The 18,784-nt window shown below is 73.2% G+C and carries 12 protein-coding genes; 4 read left to right on the top strand and 8 right to left on the bottom strand.

The window, feature by feature from the left end; genetic code table 11:
* Nucleotides 1-190: 190 nt before the first annotated feature.
* A complete protein-coding gene (locus tag B6G06_RS08670; protein ID WP_164505213.1) occupies nucleotides 191-1,666 on the top strand; it encodes a plasmid pRiA4b ORF-3 family protein in 1,476 nt (491 codons plus the stop codon).
* 124 nt (nucleotides 1,667-1,790) lie between these two features.
* Here B6G06_RS08670 and hrpA read toward each other — a convergent pair whose 3' ends face one another.
* A complete protein-coding gene (hrpA, locus tag B6G06_RS08665; RefSeq protein ID WP_081171892.1) occupies nucleotides 1,791-6,449 on the bottom strand; it encodes an ATP-dependent RNA helicase HrpA in 4,659 nt (1,552 codons plus the stop codon).
* 326 nt (nucleotides 6,450-6,775) lie between these two features.
* On the bottom strand, nucleotides 6,776-7,609 hold the full coding sequence (locus B6G06_RS08660; RefSeq protein ID WP_081172297.1) for an alpha/beta hydrolase family protein: 834 nt from the start codon (nucleotides 7,607-7,609) through the stop codon (nucleotides 6,776-6,778).
* 267 nt (nucleotides 7,610-7,876) lie between these two features.
* Here B6G06_RS08660 and B6G06_RS08655 point away from each other — a divergent pair, with 267 nt between their 5' ends.
* Both B6G06_RS08655 and metE read left to right on the top strand, forming a co-directional pair.
* Nucleotides 7,877-8,929 carry a methylenetetrahydrofolate reductase gene (locus tag B6G06_RS08655; protein ID WP_081171891.1) on the top strand — a complete coding sequence of 351 codons (1,053 nt, stop codon included), beginning with the start codon at nucleotides 7,877-7,879 and terminating at the stop codon, nucleotides 8,927-8,929.
* 24 nt (nucleotides 8,930-8,953) lie between these two features.
* Nucleotides 8,954-11,344 carry a 5-methyltetrahydropteroyltriglutamate--homocysteine S-methyltransferase gene (gene metE / locus B6G06_RS08650; protein ID WP_081171890.1) on the top strand — a complete coding sequence of 797 codons (2,391 nt, stop codon included), beginning with the start codon at nucleotides 8,954-8,956 and terminating at the stop codon, nucleotides 11,342-11,344.
* A gap of 32 nt (nucleotides 11,345-11,376) precedes the next feature.
* Here metE and B6G06_RS08645 read toward each other — a convergent pair whose 3' ends face one another.
* Together B6G06_RS08645 and B6G06_RS08640 are read right to left on the bottom strand one after the other, a co-directional pair.
* Nucleotides 11,377-12,312 carry a copper homeostasis protein CutC gene (locus B6G06_RS08645; RefSeq protein ID WP_188640666.1) on the bottom strand — a complete coding sequence of 312 codons (936 nt, stop codon included), beginning with the start codon at nucleotides 12,310-12,312 and terminating at the stop codon, nucleotides 11,377-11,379.
* A 137-nt stretch (nucleotides 12,313-12,449) separates the two neighbouring features.
* Complete coding sequence (locus B6G06_RS08640; RefSeq protein WP_240494132.1) at nucleotides 12,450-13,334, bottom strand: cation diffusion facilitator family transporter; 885 nt, start codon at nucleotides 13,332-13,334, stop codon at nucleotides 12,450-12,452.
* A gap of 271 nt (nucleotides 13,335-13,605) precedes the next feature.
* On the opposite strand from B6G06_RS08640, the gene B6G06_RS08635 reads away from it, so the two are divergent.
* On the top strand, nucleotides 13,606-14,472 hold the full coding sequence (locus tag B6G06_RS08635; protein WP_373284809.1) for a trimeric intracellular cation channel family protein: 867 nt from the start codon (nucleotides 13,606-13,608) through the stop codon (nucleotides 14,470-14,472).
* 50 nt (nucleotides 14,473-14,522) lie between these two features.
* Here the strand turns inward: B6G06_RS08635 and B6G06_RS08630 are convergent, their stop codons facing one another.
* The 4 genes from B6G06_RS08630 to B6G06_RS08615 form a co-directional block, all read right to left on the bottom strand.
* Nucleotides 14,523-14,837: a protoporphyrinogen oxidase gene (locus B6G06_RS08630; RefSeq protein ID WP_080462174.1), complete on the bottom strand. Its 315-nt coding sequence runs from the start codon at nucleotides 14,835-14,837 to the stop codon at nucleotides 14,523-14,525.
* Between the two features lie 201 nt (nucleotides 14,838-15,038).
* Complete coding sequence (locus tag B6G06_RS08625; RefSeq protein WP_080462173.1) at nucleotides 15,039-16,169, bottom strand: App1 family protein; 1,131 nt, start codon at nucleotides 16,167-16,169, stop codon at nucleotides 15,039-15,041.
* A 77-nt stretch (nucleotides 16,170-16,246) separates the two neighbouring features.
* Nucleotides 16,247-17,521, bottom strand: coding sequence for a glycosyltransferase 87 family protein (locus B6G06_RS08620; RefSeq protein WP_081171888.1), 1,275 nt, complete (start codon nucleotides 17,519-17,521; stop codon nucleotides 16,247-16,249).
* Nucleotides 17,518-18,783, bottom strand: coding sequence for an MFS transporter (locus B6G06_RS08615; protein ID WP_080462171.1), 1,266 nt, complete (start codon nucleotides 18,781-18,783; stop codon nucleotides 17,518-17,520). The genes B6G06_RS08620 and B6G06_RS08615 overlap by 4 nt, the downstream gene beginning before the upstream one ends.
* Between the last annotated feature and the right edge of the window lies 1 nt (nucleotide 18,784).

Genomic DNA, 18,784 nt, shown 5'->3' with positions numbered 1-18,784 from the left:
TAAGTGGTGGAGCCGTGCGCTCCCCGACCGCGCATCGTGCCCCGCGGGATCGTGCTCAGTGCCACGTCCGCCGGTTGTCCGCATCTTGCCGCAGGTGGGTGGGGCATGAGCGGGCCGTACGGCGCAGCCCCAGGATTTTCCCAGGTTGGGGCCCATGCGCGCCCCGCGAGGCTATGGCAGCATCGGGACCATGGCGAGACGCTGGCAGGTCATCACCGTGGAGCTCCTGGGCGGTCGCGGCATTGACCTCGACCCGCCCCCTGGGCGTGACCTCATCGCTCCGCCGTCGACCACCTTCGCCGAGCTCGCCCGCGCCATCGATCTCGCCTTCGCCCGCTGGGACCGGGCCCACCACCACGAGTTCGCCCTCGCGGATGGCACCCGCATCATCGACGACGCCCCCCAGCGCGACCTCGCGACCCGGGCCGCCACCGGCGGTCCCATCCTCGACCGCGTCCTGCCCGGCACCACCGCGGTCAAGCCGCTCCTGGGGCGCGGGGACACGATGCGCTACGTCTTCGACCTGTCCGATCGGTGGGTCTACCGCTGCACCGTCACCGACAAGATCGGTGTCGATCAGCTCATCGGCCCGCGGATCACCGGTCCGCAGCCGATCCGCGGCTGGGGCGACCTGCCGGATCAGTACGGCCGGATTCGGCCCGACGCCGAGCGCCACCGGGGCGCAGGGGGCCGCCGCGTCGATGATGAGGGGAATGGGGCCGGCGGGGCGCGGCCCGCGCCCGAGGCCTTCGAGCCGGGGTCGAGCCGCCGTGCTCGCAGGGCCGCCGAGCGCGCCGAGGCCAGGGATCGCCGGGACCAGCCGGATCGTGAGGAGCCTCGGGCCCCGCGGGGCCCGCGCGGCGAGCGGGGCCGTCCCCGGCACCTGGAGTTCTTGGAGGAGTTCGGTGCGTCCGTGGCCGAGCCCGTCGACGTCGGCGCGGTGCGCAGGGCCTGGGCCAGGCGCGATATCCCCTCGCTCGTGTCCGCCCTCACCGGCGCCGACTGCCGCCACGTCCTCCAGCAGGTCGGCGCCTGCCTGGCGGGCACCTGGCGCGCCAGCAACGGGCCCGGCTACGCGCTGTGCGAGCCGATGACCGCCGCGATGCTCTCCACCATCACCCAGCTCGAGCTGCGCGGTTGGCCCGGCGACGACGTTCTCGCCGAGCTGATCATGGCCCGGCTGCGCGGGGAGCGCCCCGCCGGCTCGCCCCTACCGCTGCGCCTGGGAGCACTGGTGACCTCCATCGCCGCCGGCGGGCAGCGCGACGGCGTCTGGCTGGACGTGGACACCGGCGTCGTCTGGCCCGCCTCGATCCTCGCAACCCGGGCCGGCCGGGACTGGACGGGGCCAATCGCCCCGCCCGTCGAGGGTGACGACGCGCTCGGGATCGCGCCCGGGCACCGCTGGCTCCACCTCGACGAGAGCGATCCTGGCGCCGCGTGGTCCGATCGGCGCGCTTTCATCGCGCATGTGGGTGGCGGTCGGACCGAGGAGGAGATCGTCAGCGCCCGGGCCCTGGGGCGCGGCGCTGAGCGCGGGCCGGAGGCCTTCTACGCCGCCGTCGCCGATCGGGGGCTCGATTCCCTCTGGCTCGCCTTCCGCGACGACCGCCGCTGGGGCAGGGCTCGGGCGGCGCTGGCTGCCGAGGGCCTGCGGCCGGCCTGATGCTGAGGCACCCGCCCCCCTCCAGCGAGACCGGTCGAAAATAGGAGCGAGACCGGTCCGCGGACCGGTCTCGCTCCTATTTTCGACCGGTCTCGCTGATAGGGAGGGGCGATGGGCGGTGGGGCTAGATGGTGGCGAGGAGTTTGGAGATGCGTTGGGGGCTGACCTTCTGGGAGGTTCCCAGCGTCTGGGCGAACAGACTCACCCGCAGCTCCTCCACCATCCACCGCGCCTCGGCCAGCGCAGCCTCGCGCGCCGCATCCGGCGGGAGCGCCGCAGTCCGCTCACGCGCCCGCTCGATCCCTGCCAGGGCCTCGCGCGCCTGGTGGGCCAGGGCCGCGTCCTGCGATGCCGCCGACGGCGAGGAGGCCGCCCGCTCCACTCTCATCGCCAGCGCCTTCAGGTACCTGGGCAGGTGCTGCAGCCGGCTGGCGGGCGTGGCGGTGATGAATCCATCGGCGATGAGCGCGGCGGCCTGCTCGCGCACCTCCTGCAGCGTGGTCAGCAGCGCGAGCGAGGTATGCGCGTCCACCGCGTCCTGAACCTCCCGCTGGGCCTCCAGTACGCGCACCACGATGAGGGCGATCCGGTGGACCCCGTCCTCCAACCCCTCGCGCATCGCCCCCGCGAGCTCATCGAAAACGGCCTTCTCGCGCACCTCGGCGAGTCTCCGACCGGTGCCGGACGCCCACTGCTCGGCGACGGCGCGCGCCGCCGCCAGCTGGAGGTCGGTCACCAGCGCCTCGGTGGACCGGTAAGGGCTCGCCGCGAGCGTCAGCGACTCCCTGCCGCTCCAGCGGCTCGTGATCCGGCCCGTCGGCAGTGCCGCGTGCGCCAGTGCCAGCGCGATCACGCCGGCGGGGTGCTCCCGGCCCTGGGCGACGGCGTCGGACAGGATCGTCAGATCCGCGGTGGGGGCCGTGGGCTTGCCGGCAGTCCCGCTCCCGCCGGCCCCGCCGGGGCGCAGCCGGGCCGCGCCGCCACTGGCCACCAGGGCCGGGTAACCTCGCACGACGAGCCCGGCCGTGCCGGTGGACTCCACCGTGGCGGGGATCGTGGAGGAATCCGGGCCGATGAGTCCGGCCAGGCCGCTCGGCCACTCCTCCAGGCCCGCCCGCTCGGCCAGCCCCGCGCTCATGCCGGTCGGCCCGGCGCCGCCCGCCACCGGGCCGACCGGGCCCGCCGCCTCCGCGGGATCGGCGCCGTCGTCGGCCCTGCGCCCGCGTCGGCCGCGCCGCCCGGGGCCCTGCCGACCCTGCCCCTCCTTCCCGGTCCCGGGGCCCCGCGTACCGCCGCGCCCGCCGGAGCGGGCCTGCGCCTCCTCCATCGCCTGGGCGAGCGCCCCGCGCACCGCCGAGCGCACAGCCTCCTCGGTGCGCCCCGACAGGCGCCTCTGCAGCGCCACGAGATCCTTGCCGCGCCCCAGGGCCCTCCCTCGCGCGTCAAGCGCCGCGAAGGCGATCGACAGGTGATCGGGCAGGCGCTCGGCGGCCTCTGCCCAGTCGTCGTCGCTGATCTCCACGCCGCGCAGGCGCCCCATCACCGCGGCGAAGGCCTCCTCGAAGGGCGTATCCGGGCAGGAGGCCCCGGGCGGCGTCGGGTACTCCTCCTGCAGGACCGCCCACGCCTGCGCGCCCACATCCGGGGCGGGGACGAGCTGGCGGCGTACTCGCTTGGGGAGTGCTCGGATCGTGGCCACCACGAGCTCGGGGCGCATCCCCGGCACGAGCCAGTCGAAGCCGGTCGGCTCCAGGCGCCCCAGCACCTCAATCGGCACCCGCACGGTGACGCCGTCGTCATGGCGCCCCGGCTCGAAGACGTACTCCAGGCCCAGGGTCAGGTCCCCCTGCGTCCAGGTGTCCGGGTAGCCCGTGGCGTCGTCATCGTCGGGCAGCAGCAGCTCTCGCGTGAAGTCCAGCAGGTCCGGGCGGCGGCTCCGCTCCCGCTTCCACCAGGCGTCGAAGTCGGCGGCACCGTGGATGTTCTCGGGCAGGCGGTCGTCGTAGAAGTCGAACAGCGCCTCGTCACTGGCCAGCAGGCCGTGCTCGCGGCGCCGCCGCTCCACATCCTCCAGCTCCTCGCGCAGTTCCCGGTTGCGCTCCACGAAGCCGTGCCGGGCGTGCCAGCCGCCCTCGACGAGCCCGGAGCGGATGAACATCTCCCGGGCCACCTGCCGCGCCGACTCCGTGCCCACCGATGCCAGCGTGGAGGGGCGGTCCGCTACGAGCGTCATCCCGTAGAGCATGACCTTCTCGTGGACCATCGCGGCCCCGCGTCGCGTGGACCAGTAGGGCTCGCCGTGGACGCGGCGCAGCAGGCCCGCCCTCCCGGCCGCCTCCTCGATCCACCGCTCGTCGACCTTCGCTACGGTGCGCGCGAAGAGCCGGGACGTCTCCACCAGCTCCGCCGTCATCACCCAGTCGTAGGTCTTGCGGCGCAGCCCCGAGCCGGGCCAGATCGTGAAGCGCGTGCCCCTCGCCCCGGCGTACTCGCGGCGCCGCTCATCCCAGTTGCCCACATTGGACAGCAGCCCCACCAGCAGGGAGCGGTGGATGGCGTCGGCGTCGGGGGTGTCGGCGCTGCGCCCGAGCGCCACGACGGCGGCCGCCACATCCCCGTGGGCGATCTGGGCGGCGTGCGAGCCGGGCTCCAGGGCCTCCCCGGCGGCCCGGATGGCGCGCGCCGTCGGCAGTTCGACGGGGGAGGCGTTGAGCCCCAGCTGCCGCGACATCTGCCGCAGTTGGGCGTGGACGTCCTGCCACTCGCGGATCCGCAGGTAGTGCAGGAACTCGGCGCGGCACATGCGGCGGAACGCCGAGCCGGACAGCTCGCGGGACTGCGTGCGCAGGTAGCGCCACAGGTTGAGGTAGGTCAGGAAATCGCTCGTGGGGTCGGCGAAGCGGCGGTGCAGGGCGTCAGAGGCCTCCTGCTTGTCCACCGGGCGCTCGCGGACATCCTGGATGGACAGGGCGGCGACGATGACGAGCACCTCCCCGGCGCAGCCGAGCTCGCCGGCCTCCAGGAGCATCCGCCCCAGGCGCGGGTCGATCGGCAGGCGCGCCAGGCGGCGCCCGACGGTGGTGAGGCGCGGCCCCTGGGCGCGCGCGGCGCCGTCGGGGTCGATCGCGCCGATCTCTGCGAGCAGGGCGATGCCGTCGCGCACGGCCCGTCGGTCCGGGGCGTCGATGAAGGGGAAGTCCTCCACCGCGCCCAGCCCCAGGGCCGCCATTTGAAGGATGACGCTGGCCAACGAGGTGCGCAGGATCTCCGGCTCGGTGTACTGGGGGCGGGAGTCGAAATCGGCCTCGGAGTAGAGGCGGATGGCGACGCCGTCGGCCAGGCGCCCGCAGCGCCCCGAGCGCTGGTTGGCGCTGGCCTGGCTGATCGGCTCGATGGGCAGGCGCTGGACCTTCGTGCGGTTGGAGTAGCGCGAGATGCGGGCCAGGCCCGGGTCGATGACGTAGCGGATGCCGGGCACCGTCAGCGAGGTCTCGGCGACGTTCGTGGCCAGGACGATCCGGCGCGTCGAGTGCGGCTCGAAGACGCGGTGCTGCTCGGCGGCGCTCAGACGAGAGTACAGGGGCACCACCTCGACCCCTCCGGGCAGCCGTGAGCGCCCGTCGACGGCGAGGCGCGGCCCGAGGTGATCGGCCAGGGCCGATTCGGTGTCACGGATGTCCCGCTCGCCCGCGAGGAAGACGAGGATGTCGCCGGGGCCGGTGGCCAGGAGCTCGTCGACGGCGTCGAGGATGCCCGTGACTTGGTCGCGGTCCTCCCGGGGAGCGGGCTCCGGCCGCTTGGCGCGCCCGGCCCGGGGGGCGCGGTCGGTGTCATCGGCTGCATCCGCGCCGTTGTCGGGCTCGTCCGCGCTGAGGGGCCGGTACCGGATCTCGACGGGGTAGGTGCGGCCCGTGACCTCGATGATCGGGGCGGGCACGCGCGCGGCGGTGGGAGCGGTGCCGTCGGATCGGGCGCCGTCATCCGGCACGGCGAGGCCGTCGGGGCGTGGGGGCTCGGCGCCGAAGTGCTCGGCGAAGCGCTCGGAGTCGATGGTGGCCGAGGTGATGATGACCTTGAGATCGGGGCGGCTCGGGAGGAGCCGGGCGAGGTAACCCAGGATGAAGTCGATATTGAGGCTGCGCTCGTGGGCCTCGTCCACGATGATCGTGTCGTAGCGGGCGAGCGTGGGATCGGACTGGATCTCCGCCAGGAGGATGCCGTCGGTCATGAGCTTGATGAGGGTGCGCGCCCCGACCTCCTCGGTGAAGCGCACCTGGTAGCCGACGATCCCCTCGGAGGAGATGCGGGTGCCCAGTTCGTCGGCGATGCGCTCGGCCACGGAGCGGGCGGCGATGCGGCGGGGCTGGGTATGGCCGATCATCCCGGTGATGCCGCGGCCGAGCTCCAGGCAGATCTTGGGGATCTGCGTGGTCTTGCCGCTCCCGGTCTCCCCGGCCACGATGACCACCTGGTTGTGCTGGATGGCCTCGGCGATCTCAGCGCGGCGGGCGGTGACGGGCAGCTCATCGGGGTAGACGATCTCCGGGACGGAAGCCGTGCGCTCGGAGAGCTGATCCGCGGTGAAACCCGCCCAGGGGCGCCTGGGGCGCCTGCCCTGGCGATTCCCGTGGGGCGGACGGCCATGCCCGTCCTGCTGCTGGGCGGGGCGGCGCCCCCGACGGGCCCCGTCCTCCCGGTGCCCGCCCGAGTCGCGGCGATCGCGGCGCCCCTGCTGGTGTCCGTGGCCCTCACCGGCGTCGCCGGCAGCACTGGTGTTATCCATAGGCCGCTTATTGTCCCCCATGCGGCGGGGCGCGCGGGCCGAGCAGGGCGGGCGCAGCACTTTCCAGCCCGAGTCGCCGGAGGGGGCGCATCGGGGAGGAAGACGTCAAGGAGGCGGCACTGGGCCGCCGGTGGGCAGCGCTCCCCGCGATGCCCTCGGGGCTCACCGATGCCTCAGAGCGCCGGACGGTGCTTTCGGCGTCCCGAGCCAGAGGCCACGGCGCCCAACCGTCCCAGACGTGTCGGGAGAGCGCAGGTGGTCCAGGGGGCGGGCTCGTCGCCGAAAGTCACGAACTCGTGAGAGGGCTAGCGCGGGCGTCGCGGGCACTAGCGCAGGCGCAGGGCCATCCAGTCCACCGCGGCGCGAGCGAGCTCGGCATCGGCCTCCTCGCCCGAGGAGTGGATCTGAAGCATGCGCGAGCCGTCGGGCAGGAGGGGGAATCCCTTGGCGGCCTCGTCGGCGGCGTCGGAGGACTCCTCGACCTGCGCGCCGTGCACCATGAGGATCGGCCAGGGCAGGCCCTCCATGACGCCGTCGGAGCGCTGCATCGACACGTCCGCCAGGGTCTCCTTGGTCAGGACATCCCAGGCACGGTCATTGGGGTTGTCATCCGGCAGGCGGGTCATGCCGTGCTTGGCGAGCTCGTCGAGCTGGATGGAGGAGAAGACCTCCTCCCACAGGATCGACTGCGGCCCGACGATCGCGCCGACGGCCACCACCGTGCGCACCTGCTCCGGCCTGGCGATGAGCGCCGCCGTGGCCCCCAGGCCGTGCCCATGGATCCCCTGGCGCGCGTAGCCCAGGTGGGTGAGCCATCCGCACACCGCTTGGAGATCGGCGACCTCGCCAGCAAGGGTGATGATGTCGTCGTCGGAGGCGCCCAGGCCCGAGAAGTCGAACTGGAGGGTCGCCAGACCCGCCTCCCTGTAAGTGGCGGCGATCCGGTCGAGGCTGTGGCCGGGCCCGTGGCGGTCGGCGAGGAAGTCATGGGCGAGGATGACGATGGCCTCGGGGCGCTCGGGCATCGCGCCGCCGGTGTCCGCCACTTGTCGTCCATCGTCAGGGTCGAGGTCAGGGACGCCGGCGGGTAGTACGAGTTCTACCGCGAGGCCGATGCCCCGGGCGGTGTCGATACGCGCCTCGATGCGCTGATGAGCCATGAGCACAAGGTAGGGCAGCGCCGTCGCCCCGACCATCCCCCCACAGGGGGAGATCAGCCGATTGCGCTCGAAGCGTGACTGCCGCCGCAGCGCGGCGCGCGCGGACTCCCACGGCGTGACACCGCGTCTCAGAGAACGGACCCGGAGGGTCGGCCCGCGCGCGGCCCTGGCAGGATATGGGCACCCATCCAGAGCGATCGAGAGACCTGGCTCAACGACGTCGCAGCAACCCCTGAGGGTGCTTCCGCCAGGACCGATGGAGAAGACATGTCGAGCACCCCAGACGATTCGGCGCCCGCCCCGCACGGGCCGCCCACGCTCTCCCTCGAGCTCTTCCCGCCCCGCGCCGGCGCCGCAGCCTCACAGACCTGGAGTGCCCTGGACCGACTGCTGGCCACCGCCCCGGACTTCGTCTCCGTCACCTACCGGCCGACCTTCGTCCTGGGAACCCGCCCCGCCGAGCCCGCCGTGCGGGTCATCCGCGAGCACAACCCCGCCGAGGACGTCGTCACCCACGTGCTGGCGCGCTCCTGCACCCCGCTCATGGCGCACCTGACCTGCATCGGCTACCGCAAGCGCGACGTCGTGGAGATCGTCCGCCTCTTCCTGGCCCTGGGCGTGCGCCGCTTCCTGGCCCTGCGCGGCGACCCTCCCCGCGGGCACGACGCCGACGAGTTGCCCGGCGAGCTCGCCCACGCCGAGGACCTCGTGCGCGTCATCCGGGAGGTCGAGGCCGACTACTTCGACGACGGCGAGCGCCACCTCACGATCGCCGTCGCCGCCTATCCGGCGGTGCTCGACCACGGGCGCGGTGTTGAGATCCTCGCCGCCAAGCAGGCTGCCGGCGCGGACCTGGCCATCACCCAGGTCTTCTACGATCCCGAGGACTACCTCTCGCTGGCCCGCGCCGCCACCTACTGCGGTGTCTCCATGCCCCTGCTGCCGGGCATCCTGCCGATGACCGACCTCGCCCGGCTCTCCCGCCTGGCCGACCTCACCGGCGTGCCCATCCCCGAGGGGCTCGCCGCCAGCCTCGGGCCCGCCCGGGGAGCTCAGACCGTCACGCGAGGCATCGACGCCACCCTCAGGCTGGCCACCGAGGTCCTCGACGGCGGTGCCCCCGGCATCCACCTCTACACCTTCAACCGCACCCGCCCCGCCCTCGACGTCGTCAGCCAGCTGCGTCTGGGCGGCATCCTCGGCGGCGAGCGCGTCTCGACATCCATGCAGCGCGACGTGCGTCGCGCCTACCTCAACGCCACGCCCGGTGGTGATCGTCGAATGCCCGAGCCGGCTCACGCCGGTCCCGCGCGCCCCTGAACCTCGACGACGAAAGCGACGACCATGACCACGCCGACCACGCCCGCCCCCTCCACGCCTCTGCCCGCCGCCACCATCCTCGGCTATCCGCGCATCGGGCCCGACCGCGAGCTCAAGCGCGCCGTCGAGTCCTACTGGAAGGGAGCCACCAGCGCCGATGAGCTGCGCGCCGCCGCCGCCGGGCTGCGCCGCGCCACCCGTGAGCGCCTGCGCGGCCTGGGACTGGCGGGGCCGGCCGCCGTTCCCGCCGACTTCGCCTACTACGACCAGGTCCTCCAAGTCACGAGCGCCCTGGGCGCCGTGCCGCCCCGCTTCGCCCACCTGCGCGGCGGGGCCGGGCATGGGCACCCCGGCCTGGGTCTCGAGGGTCATTTCACCGTGGCGCGCGGCCAGGGGGACCTCGCGGCGCAGGAGATGACGAAGTGGATGGACTCGAACTACCACTACCTCGTCCCCGAGATCGACGACTCCACCCCCCTCGACTACGTCCCCGGATTCGGCGCCATCGACCCCACGGACGGGCCCGCCGCCCAGGTCCTGGAGGCCCTCGCCGCGGGTGAGCCGGATCCCCGGCCGGTCATCGTCGGCCCGGTCACCTACCTGCTCGCCTCCAAGCCCGCCGACGGCGCGGCCCCCGGATTCCGGCCGATCGATCGCCTCGACGACCTCCTGGGTGCCTATGGTCACCTCCTGGCCGACCTGTGGGCCGCCGGGGCGCAGTGGGTCCAGATCGACGAGCCCGCCCTCGTCGCCGACACCTGGGCCGTGCCCCGCGAGGAGATCCTGGCCGCCGTCCACCGGGCCTGCACCTGGATCGCCGCCATCGTCGAGCGTCCGCAGGTCCTCGTCACCGGCGCCTACGGCTCGCTCGGCGACGCCCTGCCCGTGCTGGGGGCGACCGGGATCGAGGCCGTGGGCCTGGACCTCGTGGCCGGGGCGCTGCCGCGGGCCGAGGAACTGGCGGCTCTGGGCGGCAAGAGCGTCGTCGCCGGGGTGGTCTCCGGCCGCAACATCTGGCGCACGGACCTCGAGGCGGCTCTGGCCGCCCTCGAGCGCCTGCGGAACGCCCTGCCCGCGGGAACGCCCCTGACCGTGGGCACCTCCACATCCCTGCAGCACGTCCCGCACGATGTCGAGCGCGAGGCCTCCCTCGACCCTGTCATCCGCTCCTGGTTGGCTTTCGCCGACCAGAAGGTGGGGGAGGTCCTCACCCTCGCGCGCGGACTGGCCGGGGGCAGGGACGCCATCGCCGATGAGCTCGCCCGTGACGCGAGCCTGCGCGCCCAGCGGGCCACCCACCCCGGGGTGCGGCGCGCCGAGGTGCGCGACGCCGTCGGCGCCATCACCCCTGCCGACCGGCAGCGCCCGCCCTACGCCGAGCGCAAGCCGCTCCAGGACGCTCGCCTGGGTCTGCCGCTCCTGCCCACCACGACCATCGGCTCCTTCCCCCAGACCCCGCAGATCCGCGACGCCCGCGCCGCCCACCGCAGGGGCGAGCTCGACGCAGCCGGCTACGAGGCCCAGATGAGGGCCGAGATCGAGCGCGTGGTGCGCCTCCAGGAGGAGATCGGCCTGGATGTGCTCGTCCACGGCGAGGCCGAGCGCAATGACATGGTCCAGTACTTCGCCGAGCTGCTCGATGGCTTCGCCACCACCGAGCACGGCTGGGTCCAGTCCTACGGCTCGCGCTGCACCCGCCCCTCGATCCTGTGGGGCGACGTCGCCCGGTCCGCCCCGATGACGGTCGCCTGGTCCTCCTACGCCCAGTCGCTCACCGACAAGCCCCTCAAGGGCATGCTCACCGGCCCCGTGACGATCATGGCCTGGTCCTTCGTCCGCGACGACCTGCCGCGCGCCGAGGTGGCCGACCAGCTGGGGCTGGCCCTGCGCGCCGAGGTGGCCGACCTGGAGGCCGCTGGCATCGGCGTCATCCAGGTCGATGAGCCGGCCATCCGCGAGACCCTGCCGTTGCGCCGCGCCGATCAGCCCGCCTACCTGGAGTGGTCCGTCGGGTCCTTCCGCCTCGCCACCGGCGGGGCGGTGAGCGCTACCCAGATCCACACGCACCTGTGCTACTCGGAGTTCGACGTGGTCATCGACGCCGTCGATCACTTGGATGCCGATGTCACCTCGATCGAGGCCTCCCGCTCCAGGATGGACATCCTTCCGGCCGTCGCCGCGCGCGGCTTCACCCGTCAGCTCGGCCCGGGCGTGTGGGACATCCACTCCCCGCGCGTGCCCAGTACCGAGGAGTGCGCCGAGCTCATCGGTCGCGCCGTCGACGCCCTGGGCGCCGGCAGCGTCTGGGTCAACCCCGACTGCGGGCTCAAGACCCGCGGTTATGCGGAGACCACGAGTTCGTTGGGGAACCTCGTGGCCGCTGCGGCGCGCGTGCGGGACGGCTTGGAGGACTGAGCGCTGGAACGGTCTGCGCCGGCCCGGGTCCCTCAGCCCTCTGAGCGGCCCGGCCGGCCCGGGACCGGCAGGGCACGCGCCGCCTCGACGATCTCGCGCACCTGCTCTTCATCGGTGTTCTGGGGCAGGTGCGGGGGCAGGTCCGGGAAGGAGCAGCGCAGGTGGATCTCCCCGGCGCCCGTGGCCTCGATGACCTCGGCGGCGTTGTGGCCGCGCACCGTGCCGGTGGCGATGACCCTCGGTCCCTCCTCGGCCACCATCGCGGCGATCGTCCGCGCCCCGTCGAGGGCGGTGTCCGCCGCCCCGCTGGTGAGCACGTAGTCGACGCCGAGCCGGCGCAGGTCGCGGTAGGCCTCCAGGGGATCTCGGCTGGCATCGATGGCCCTGTGGTAGGTCAGGGGGGCGCCGTCGGCGAGGTCCTTGAGGAGGCGGATGAGACCGCGGTCGACGGCGCCGTCGTCCGTCAGGCCGCCGACGACGATCCCCAGGTCCACGGCCGGGGGCAGCGGCCGGGCCGGGTTGGATGTGGGCACCGGTCGGGTGTACTCGCTCATTTCGCGTGACAGAGCGGCGATCCTGCGGACGTCCGCGATCATCGCGCGCCTGCCGTCGCCGTCGTAGACGAAGCCGCCGCCGCGGGGGCGGATCATGATGCGCAGGCCGAAGGGGGCGCCGTCCTTGGAGGAGGCCCAGTGCGCGCCGATGCGCTGGCGCTTGGCCTCGACCTCCTCGGAGGCGGCCAGGATGGCGGCCTCGACGGCGCCGATCGAGGGTGTGGTGCCGCCGACGGTGAGGTTGTCGCACAGTTCGGCGCGGTCCGCTCCCGCGCGGACCGCGAGCCGCACGCTGGCCACGTTCTCCAGGCAGATCTCGACCCCGATATGGTCGAGGTCGCGCCAGGGGGCGGGGTGCGGCGCGGTGTGATGGCGCAGGGACGGAGCGGTCGCGGACAGAACTGCTGGGCTCATGGGGATGAGTCTGTCACGCAGGGCGGTGTCCTGTAACGGGGCTCGACGGCGGGGCAGGGCCGGGCCCGGCCGGTCGCACCCCATCCCGCCCGCATCGGCGCCCCTGCCGGGCCCTCGGGGCCGCGCGTCCGGGGAGGTCAGATATCGTCGAGGTCCTCGTAGCTCTTCGGATCGCCGATCGGCTCGAGGTGGGCGGAGACCCGCAGGCCCGGATCGGAGCGGACGAGGTCGTCGATGAGGTCCTCGGTGTAGTCGTGCCCCTGTTTGACCGTCCAGGTGTCGGGCACGAGCACGTGGAGATCCATGAAGCGGCGGTTGCCCGCCTCGCGGATGCGCATGGCGTGGAAGTCGATGCGGCCGGGCTCACGGCGGGCGCCCAGCACCTCCTCCACCCGGGCGATCGCCTCGGCGGCAGGGGCGGCGTCCATGAGCCCGCCCACCGACTCGTTGATGAGCGTGAAGCCCGTCCACATGATGCTGAGGCCCGCCCCCAGGGCCACGAGGGCGTCGAGCACTGGCAAGCCGGTGAGCGCCACGACCCCCACGCCGATGAGCACGGCCGCGGAGGTGATGACATCGGTGGACAGGTGCTTGGCGTCGGCGATGAGCGTGGCCGAGTGTTTGGCGCGCCCCGTCCGGTACATGATCCAGGCGACCCCGCCGTTGATGAGCGAGGCGATCACGGAGACCGCCAGGCCCAGTCCCAGCTTCTCGGGCATGACCGGGTGGATGATCCGCTCGGTCGCCGTGACGATGATGAGGGCCGCCGCGACGAAGATCATGACGCCCTCGACCACCGCGGAGAAGTACTCCGCCTTGGAATGGCCGAACTGGTGGTCCTCGTCCGCTGGGCGGATCGAGACCTTGAGGACCCACAGGGCCATCACCGCCGCCACCAGGTTGATGAGCGACTCCGCCGCGTCCGAGAGGAGCCCGGCCGAGCCGGTCACCCATGCCGCCCACGATTTCAGGGCGATAGTGGCCAGGGCCGCCCCGATGGACAGCCACGCGTACTTGGACAGGTCTTGGGGCGGGGCGTAGCGCGAGCCCGCGGCCGAGCGCCGCGGCGCCGACGGCGAGGACCGGGAGGGCGGGGAGGGGTGTGATGGCACGTGCCCGATCTTCCCCCGGGCCGGTTGCGCCCGCCAGTGGTGATTTCGGTGAGCCTGAGGCGGTGGGCGGCACTGCTGGACGCGGGGCGGAGCGGGCGGGCGCGGCTCGACCTCGCCGCCTGCCCGGTGAGTCCTCGCCGCGTGCGGGCCTGCGCCGCCGCGCATCCTCTATCGTGTGGCCGTGCTGTCAGCGGTCTGCCTCCCCATCGCGCTTCATCCCGCGCAGATCACGGCCCTCGGCGCCCTGCCCGTCACCTTCCGCGCCATCGACCTGTCCGGCGTGCTGCTCAATGGGATCCTGGGGGCGCTCATTGCCCGCCGCAAGAACTTCGACCTCGTGGGCTTCGTGGTCCTGGCGATCCTCACGGCGACCGCCGGCGGCATCCTGCGCGACGTCATGATCCAGAACGGCCCGCCCTTCGCCCTGACGGACCCCTACTACCTCTACGCCGCCTGCGCCGGTGCGATGATCGCCTGGCTTGTCCCCTTCACCTCCCGCCCGGCCCGCCGCTTCCTCGTGGTGGCCGACGCCGTCGTCCTGGGGGTGTGGGCGGCCACGGGCGCTACCAAGGCCCTGGCGAACGGACTGGGCGTCATGCCGGCGCTGCTCCTGGGCTGCCTGACGGCGGTGGGCGGCTCCATGATCCGCGACGTGTCGGTGGGGGAGACGCCGGCGGTCTTCGGCGGCAACAAGCTCTACGCGATCCCGGCGCTCCTGGCGGCGCTGACCGATGTGGTGATGGTGCGCGTCGGCTTCCACGAGAGCTGGGGCATTCTCGCGGCCACGCTCGTGGGGGCGGGCATGTGCCTGCTCGCCTACTGGCGCTCCTGGCAGTTGCCCGTGGTGGGGGACCGCGAGATGCGGCGGCGCGCCCGGGGGGAGAGGCCTCCGAAGTGGACGCTCCCGAGCGGCTCCGCGATCGGATGGCGCCGCGGGCTCATGGGCCTGCGCGTCAGGGGCGATGGCGCCCGGCGGGCGAGCGCGGGCGACGGCGGGTCCTCCCGAGGACGGCGCGGCCGCAAGCCCCTCGCCCCCGAGGACCTCTAAGGGCCGGGGCTCTCACCGGAGCCGGGCCGAGAAGGGGGTGCCGCGCGGCGCTACTCGATGGGGCGGATCGTGGCGTCCTCGACGGCAACCGCGGCCGGCTCCGAGCCCCTCGCCGGGGCCGGGGAGGCGGGGGCGCCGAAGAGGCGCTCCTTGACGGCGTCAGCGACCTTGTCGGTGACGGCCTCGCCCTGCTGGCGCACGGCCTGGGCGACCCGCGTCTGGGCGGCGTCGACCCTCGTGCGGACGAAGGGCTGCTCGGCGACGCCCCGGGCGGTCGCCTTGATGCGCTCGTACTGGGCGCGGCCCGCCCGTGTGCCCAGGACGTACCCGGCGCCGAGGCCGAGGACGAAGGGGAGCTTGCTCATGCGTGCCTCCTAGATGCGTGCGGCGGGCCCGTCGTGCCGGGACCGCGATGCCCAGCCTAGCCGTCCGACGACTCCTGGGCGAGGCGCGGCCGAGCTTCCTCTCGGGGGCGGATCGCAGGCCCGGCGCTGGGACCTCAATCCTCGGTCCCAGCGTGACGTTGGTCATCACTTTGGGTGCACCAGGCCGGTCGTCCTCGCTCTTCAGCGTCCTTCGCCACCGATCGCAGTGGGCAGTCGGGAGGCCAGTTCAAAGCCATTGGTTCCCGTGACCACCGGGACATCCGCCTCCGCGAGCATGCGGGCCGCTGACCCGATGCCCATGGGACGAGCGGCGATGCCCCCGGCGAGCACCTGCTCGGTGGTGCTCAGTCGGCGAATCGCCACCGCGGCCACGCGATCCGCGTGCTCACGGGCCACCTCGCCGTAGATGAGGGGGTCGTGCTGGCCGTCGTCGCCCACGAGCAGCCAGCGCACCTGGGGAAGATCGATCATGAGTCGGCGCAGCTCGGTGCGCTTGTGCTCGATGCCACTGCGGAACCATCCGGTGTTCGTCGGTCCCCAGTCGGTCATGAGCGCGGGCCCCTCGGGGAAGCCGTGGCGGGCGAAGAAGGCGCGCAGCGTCGGCATGACATTCCACGCGCCCGTGGACACGTAGAATACCGGCGCCCCCTCATGGGCCCGTTGAACGCGCCGGTACAGCCGAGCCATCCCGGGCACCGGCTCGCGCGCCGAGGAGTACTTGACCAACTGGTTCCACGCCGCCACGAGGACGCGCGGCACGTGGGAGATCATCGCCGTGTCATCGATGTCGGAGATGATCCCCAGGGTCGGCTCCGGGCCCACCACGAGCACGCGCGCGCTGGATCGTCCCGCGCCGGCGGCGTCGATCACCGCGTCATGCCATCCCGGGCTCAGCCCGTGCCCGCGCACGACGACGTCGATGTACCCCTCACGATCCGCCCGTGTGCGGATCCGGGTGCGGCCCACCGTGATCGTCACCGGGAGGAAGGGCACCGGCGCGTCGATGAACAGGCGCCAGCCCCGCTGCGCGTCCGCCAGAGAGATGCGGGCGTTGTCGATCACCTCCGCCGCCGAGACCGGGCGCCGCTCCGGCAGGGAGCGGAACAACGGCCCCTCGGTCGGGGCGTCCACGGGCCGCAGCACCATCCGAGCCAGCACGCGCGCCATATCGGCGCCGTCGGGTTCGCCGGCGCTGGTCCCGTAACCGTCGTAGGCGACCACGCGTGGGCGCCAGCCGCGGCGCTTGAGCACGGGGATGACGTCGTGGTGGAACTGGTCCTCCACGGCACGGGCGATATCGAAGAGCGGCACCCGCTGATTTTACGGGTGCCGCCACCCCGGCGCGCGCTCACGCACCGAGAGTCGCGAGCGGGACGACGGCGACGTCGTCAGGCCGCGTATAGGCGATGCCGGTCGGTCCCGGCGCCGGTCGGGGCGCAGACCCACAGCGCAGCCCCAGCGGCGAGCGCCCACAGCGTGTAGGAGGACCCCAGCGGTCCCGCCCACCACGGCCAGTCCTGCTCCGCATGGTTCTGCTCGGGGAACCACCACTGCATGGCCAGGGCGAAGACGAGCCCGCCGGACGCCGCCACCGTCATGAGGGCGGGCGAGCACCAGCGCCAGGAGGCGACGCCGAGTCCCATGAGCAGCGGCAGGCACCACACCCAGTGGTGCGACCAGCTGATGGGGGAGATGAGCAGCCCGCAGGTCATCGCCACGTCGGCCTGGAGCAGCAGGATCAGGCCGTCCGAGGCGGAGGCGCCCCGTCCCAGGATCCTGGTCAGGAGCACGGCGCCGATCACCACCAGGAGCGCGAGCCCCGCCCACGCCGGGCCCCACATCCCCTCCGGCAGGGTCCGGGCCACGAGCCCGCGCAGGCTCTGATTGCCCGAGTAGTCGGGGAGCCCCGCTCGCGAGGGGTCGAGCATCGCCTGGCCGAAGAAGCGCGCCGACTCCCGGGGCGAGGCCACCCACGCCGCCGCAGTCAGCCCGGCGGCAGTGGCGACCATCGTCGTCGCCGCCCGCCACTCGCGGCGCACGAGGAAGACGAGGATCGCGATCGCGGGGGTGAGCTTGATGGCCGCGGCCACGGCGCTGCCCACCCCTCGCCAGCGCGAGCCGGCGGGCATCACGAGCAGATCGAGCGCGACGAGCATCATGAGGATCGCGTTGATCTGCCCGTACTCCATGGTTTTGTCCAGTGGTTCGGCCACCAGGCAGCCTGCCAGCGCGAGCCACACCCCGCCGGTGAGGGCCGCCCTCCCGCGCGCTCCCAGGCAGCGCAGGCTCGCCCAGCCGGTGACAGCCGCCGCCCAGGGCGTGAGCGCTGTGAGCAGGATCTGCGCGGAACGATCAGTGATGAGCAGCAGGGGCGTGAAGACCCAGGCCGCGAAGGGCGGGTAGGTGAAGGGCCATGCCCTCTGCCCGGGGTTCGCGTACCAGTCGTAGAGGGAGCCTCCGGCATGCCACTGCGCCACGGCGTGGTAGTAGATCCACGCGTCGAGCTTGAAGGAGGGCACCAGGTTGTCCCACAGCTGGTGGACGGGGGTGAGCAGTAGGCCCGCGCAGCCCAGGATGAGGAGGGCGGGTGAGCCGAGGGCGGTCTCCAGCGCGCGCTCGTGCGCGGTTCGCCGTGTCGGGGCGCTGTCAGGGGCTGATGTCATGCGGGCTTCTCCAAATCGGTTCTCACCTTGGCTGATCGCAGCGTCGGCAGGGCGACGATGGTAGCGAGGACTCCCATCCAGGCGAAGCCCGCCACGAGGAGATACCCGCCATGGGAGCCGGTGCGGTCGATCGCGTAGCCCGCCACGAGCGAGCCCAGGGAGACCCCCATGTTGAGCGCGGTGCCGATCCAGGCCAGGCCCTCGGTGAGTCGCGAGGGGGCCACCGTCACCTGAACGATGTTGTTGCCGATCGTCACCGTGGGGGCGATCGCCATTCCGGTGAGCGCCATGACGACGGCGATCGACACCAGGCCCGGCATCATCGGCAGGGCCGAGCATCCGACGGCCAGCCCGGTGACGCCGGCCAGGAGCTGCTTCCACAGCGGCCACCCCCAGGTGCGCGCCCCGAAGACGAGCGCCGCGCTGAGAGAGCCCACCGACCAGGCGGCGAGCACGAGGCCCGCCGCGGAGGGGTGCCCGAGTTCCTCGGCGACGGCGACGGCGGCGACGTCATTCGCCCCGAACAGCCCGCCTGTGAGCATGAACACGGCGATCACCGCGAGGACCGCCCCGTGCCGCAACACCGGGGCCCGGGAGGCGCCCGCGCTCGATGGGGCTGCGCCGCTCTCGCGGTCCTTGCCCGGCCCGCGCCGGGGGCGGGGATGCGCCGGGGGCTCCGTGGCCCTCTGGGACAGCAACCAGGCCCCACCACCGGTCTGCAGCAGGGTGCAGACGATGACGCCCGAGGCGGTGGGCAGTGCCGGTGCGGTGCTCAGGGCAGTGGCCAGCGGCGGGCCGATGACGAAGGCGACCTCATCGAGTGCCGCCTCGAGGGAGAAGGCCGCGTGGAGGTCCTGCGGGGTTGACAGCACGACAGTCCACCTCGAGCGGGCCAGTGAGCCCATCGACCCGGTGAAGGCGCCCGCCACCGCCGCCAGGGCGAGGACCACGGGCAGTGGGGCGCGCATCGACAGGCAGGCGATGAGCGCCGCCAGCGCGCTCGCGGAGACCGCCAGCGCCGGGCGCATGACGGCGCCCTGGCCCCGGGCGTCGACCTGGCGCGCCAGGACCGGCGAGCCGATCGCCGAGGCGACGACGAAGGCCGCGCTGACCGCGCCGGCCGCCGAGTAGGAGCCGTAAACCGCCTGGACGGTGAGGATGAGGGAGACCCCCAGCATCGACATGGGGAACCGGGCGATGAGCGCGGCGCTGGAGAAGCGCAGGGCGCCGGGCTCGCGCAGGATTCGACGGTAGGACGGCATG

Origin of the sequence: Actinomyces gaoshouyii (assembly GCF_002076915.1) — a bacterium.
GTDB lineage: Bacteria > Actinomycetota > Actinomycetes > Actinomycetales > Actinomycetaceae > Actinomyces > Actinomyces gaoshouyii.
This window is presented reverse-complemented; position numbering and strand designations above follow the sequence as displayed.

Coding starts and splice junctions, on each gene's coding strand:
- metE (WP_081171890.1), top strand. CDS start 8,954: ATGACCACGCCGACCACGCCCGCCCCCTCCACGCCTCTGCCCGCCGCC.
- B6G06_RS08645 (WP_188640666.1), bottom strand. CDS start 12,312: ATGAGCCCAGCAGTTCTGTCCGCGACCGCTCCGTCCCTGCGCCATCAC.
- B6G06_RS08670 (WP_164505213.1), top strand. CDS start 191: ATGGCGAGACGCTGGCAGGTCATCACCGTGGAGCTCCTGGGCGGTCGC.
- B6G06_RS08620 (WP_081171888.1), bottom strand. CDS start 17,521: ATGACATCAGCCCCTGACAGCGCCCCGACACGGCGAACCGCGCACGAG.
- B6G06_RS08655 (WP_081171891.1), top strand. CDS start 7,877: ATGTCGAGCACCCCAGACGATTCGGCGCCCGCCCCGCACGGGCCGCCC.
- hrpA (WP_081171892.1), bottom strand. CDS start 6,449: ATGGATAACACCAGTGCTGCCGGCGACGCCGGTGAGGGCCACGGACAC.
- B6G06_RS08660 (WP_081172297.1), bottom strand. CDS start 7,609: ATGGCTCATCAGCGCATCGAGGCGCGTATCGACACCGCCCGGGGCATC.
- B6G06_RS08615 (WP_080462171.1), bottom strand. CDS start 18,783: ATGCCGTCCTACCGTCGAATCCTGCGCGAGCCCGGCGCCCTGCGCTTC.
- B6G06_RS08630 (WP_080462174.1), bottom strand. CDS start 14,837: ATGAGCAAGCTCCCCTTCGTCCTCGGCCTCGGCGCCGGGTACGTCCTG.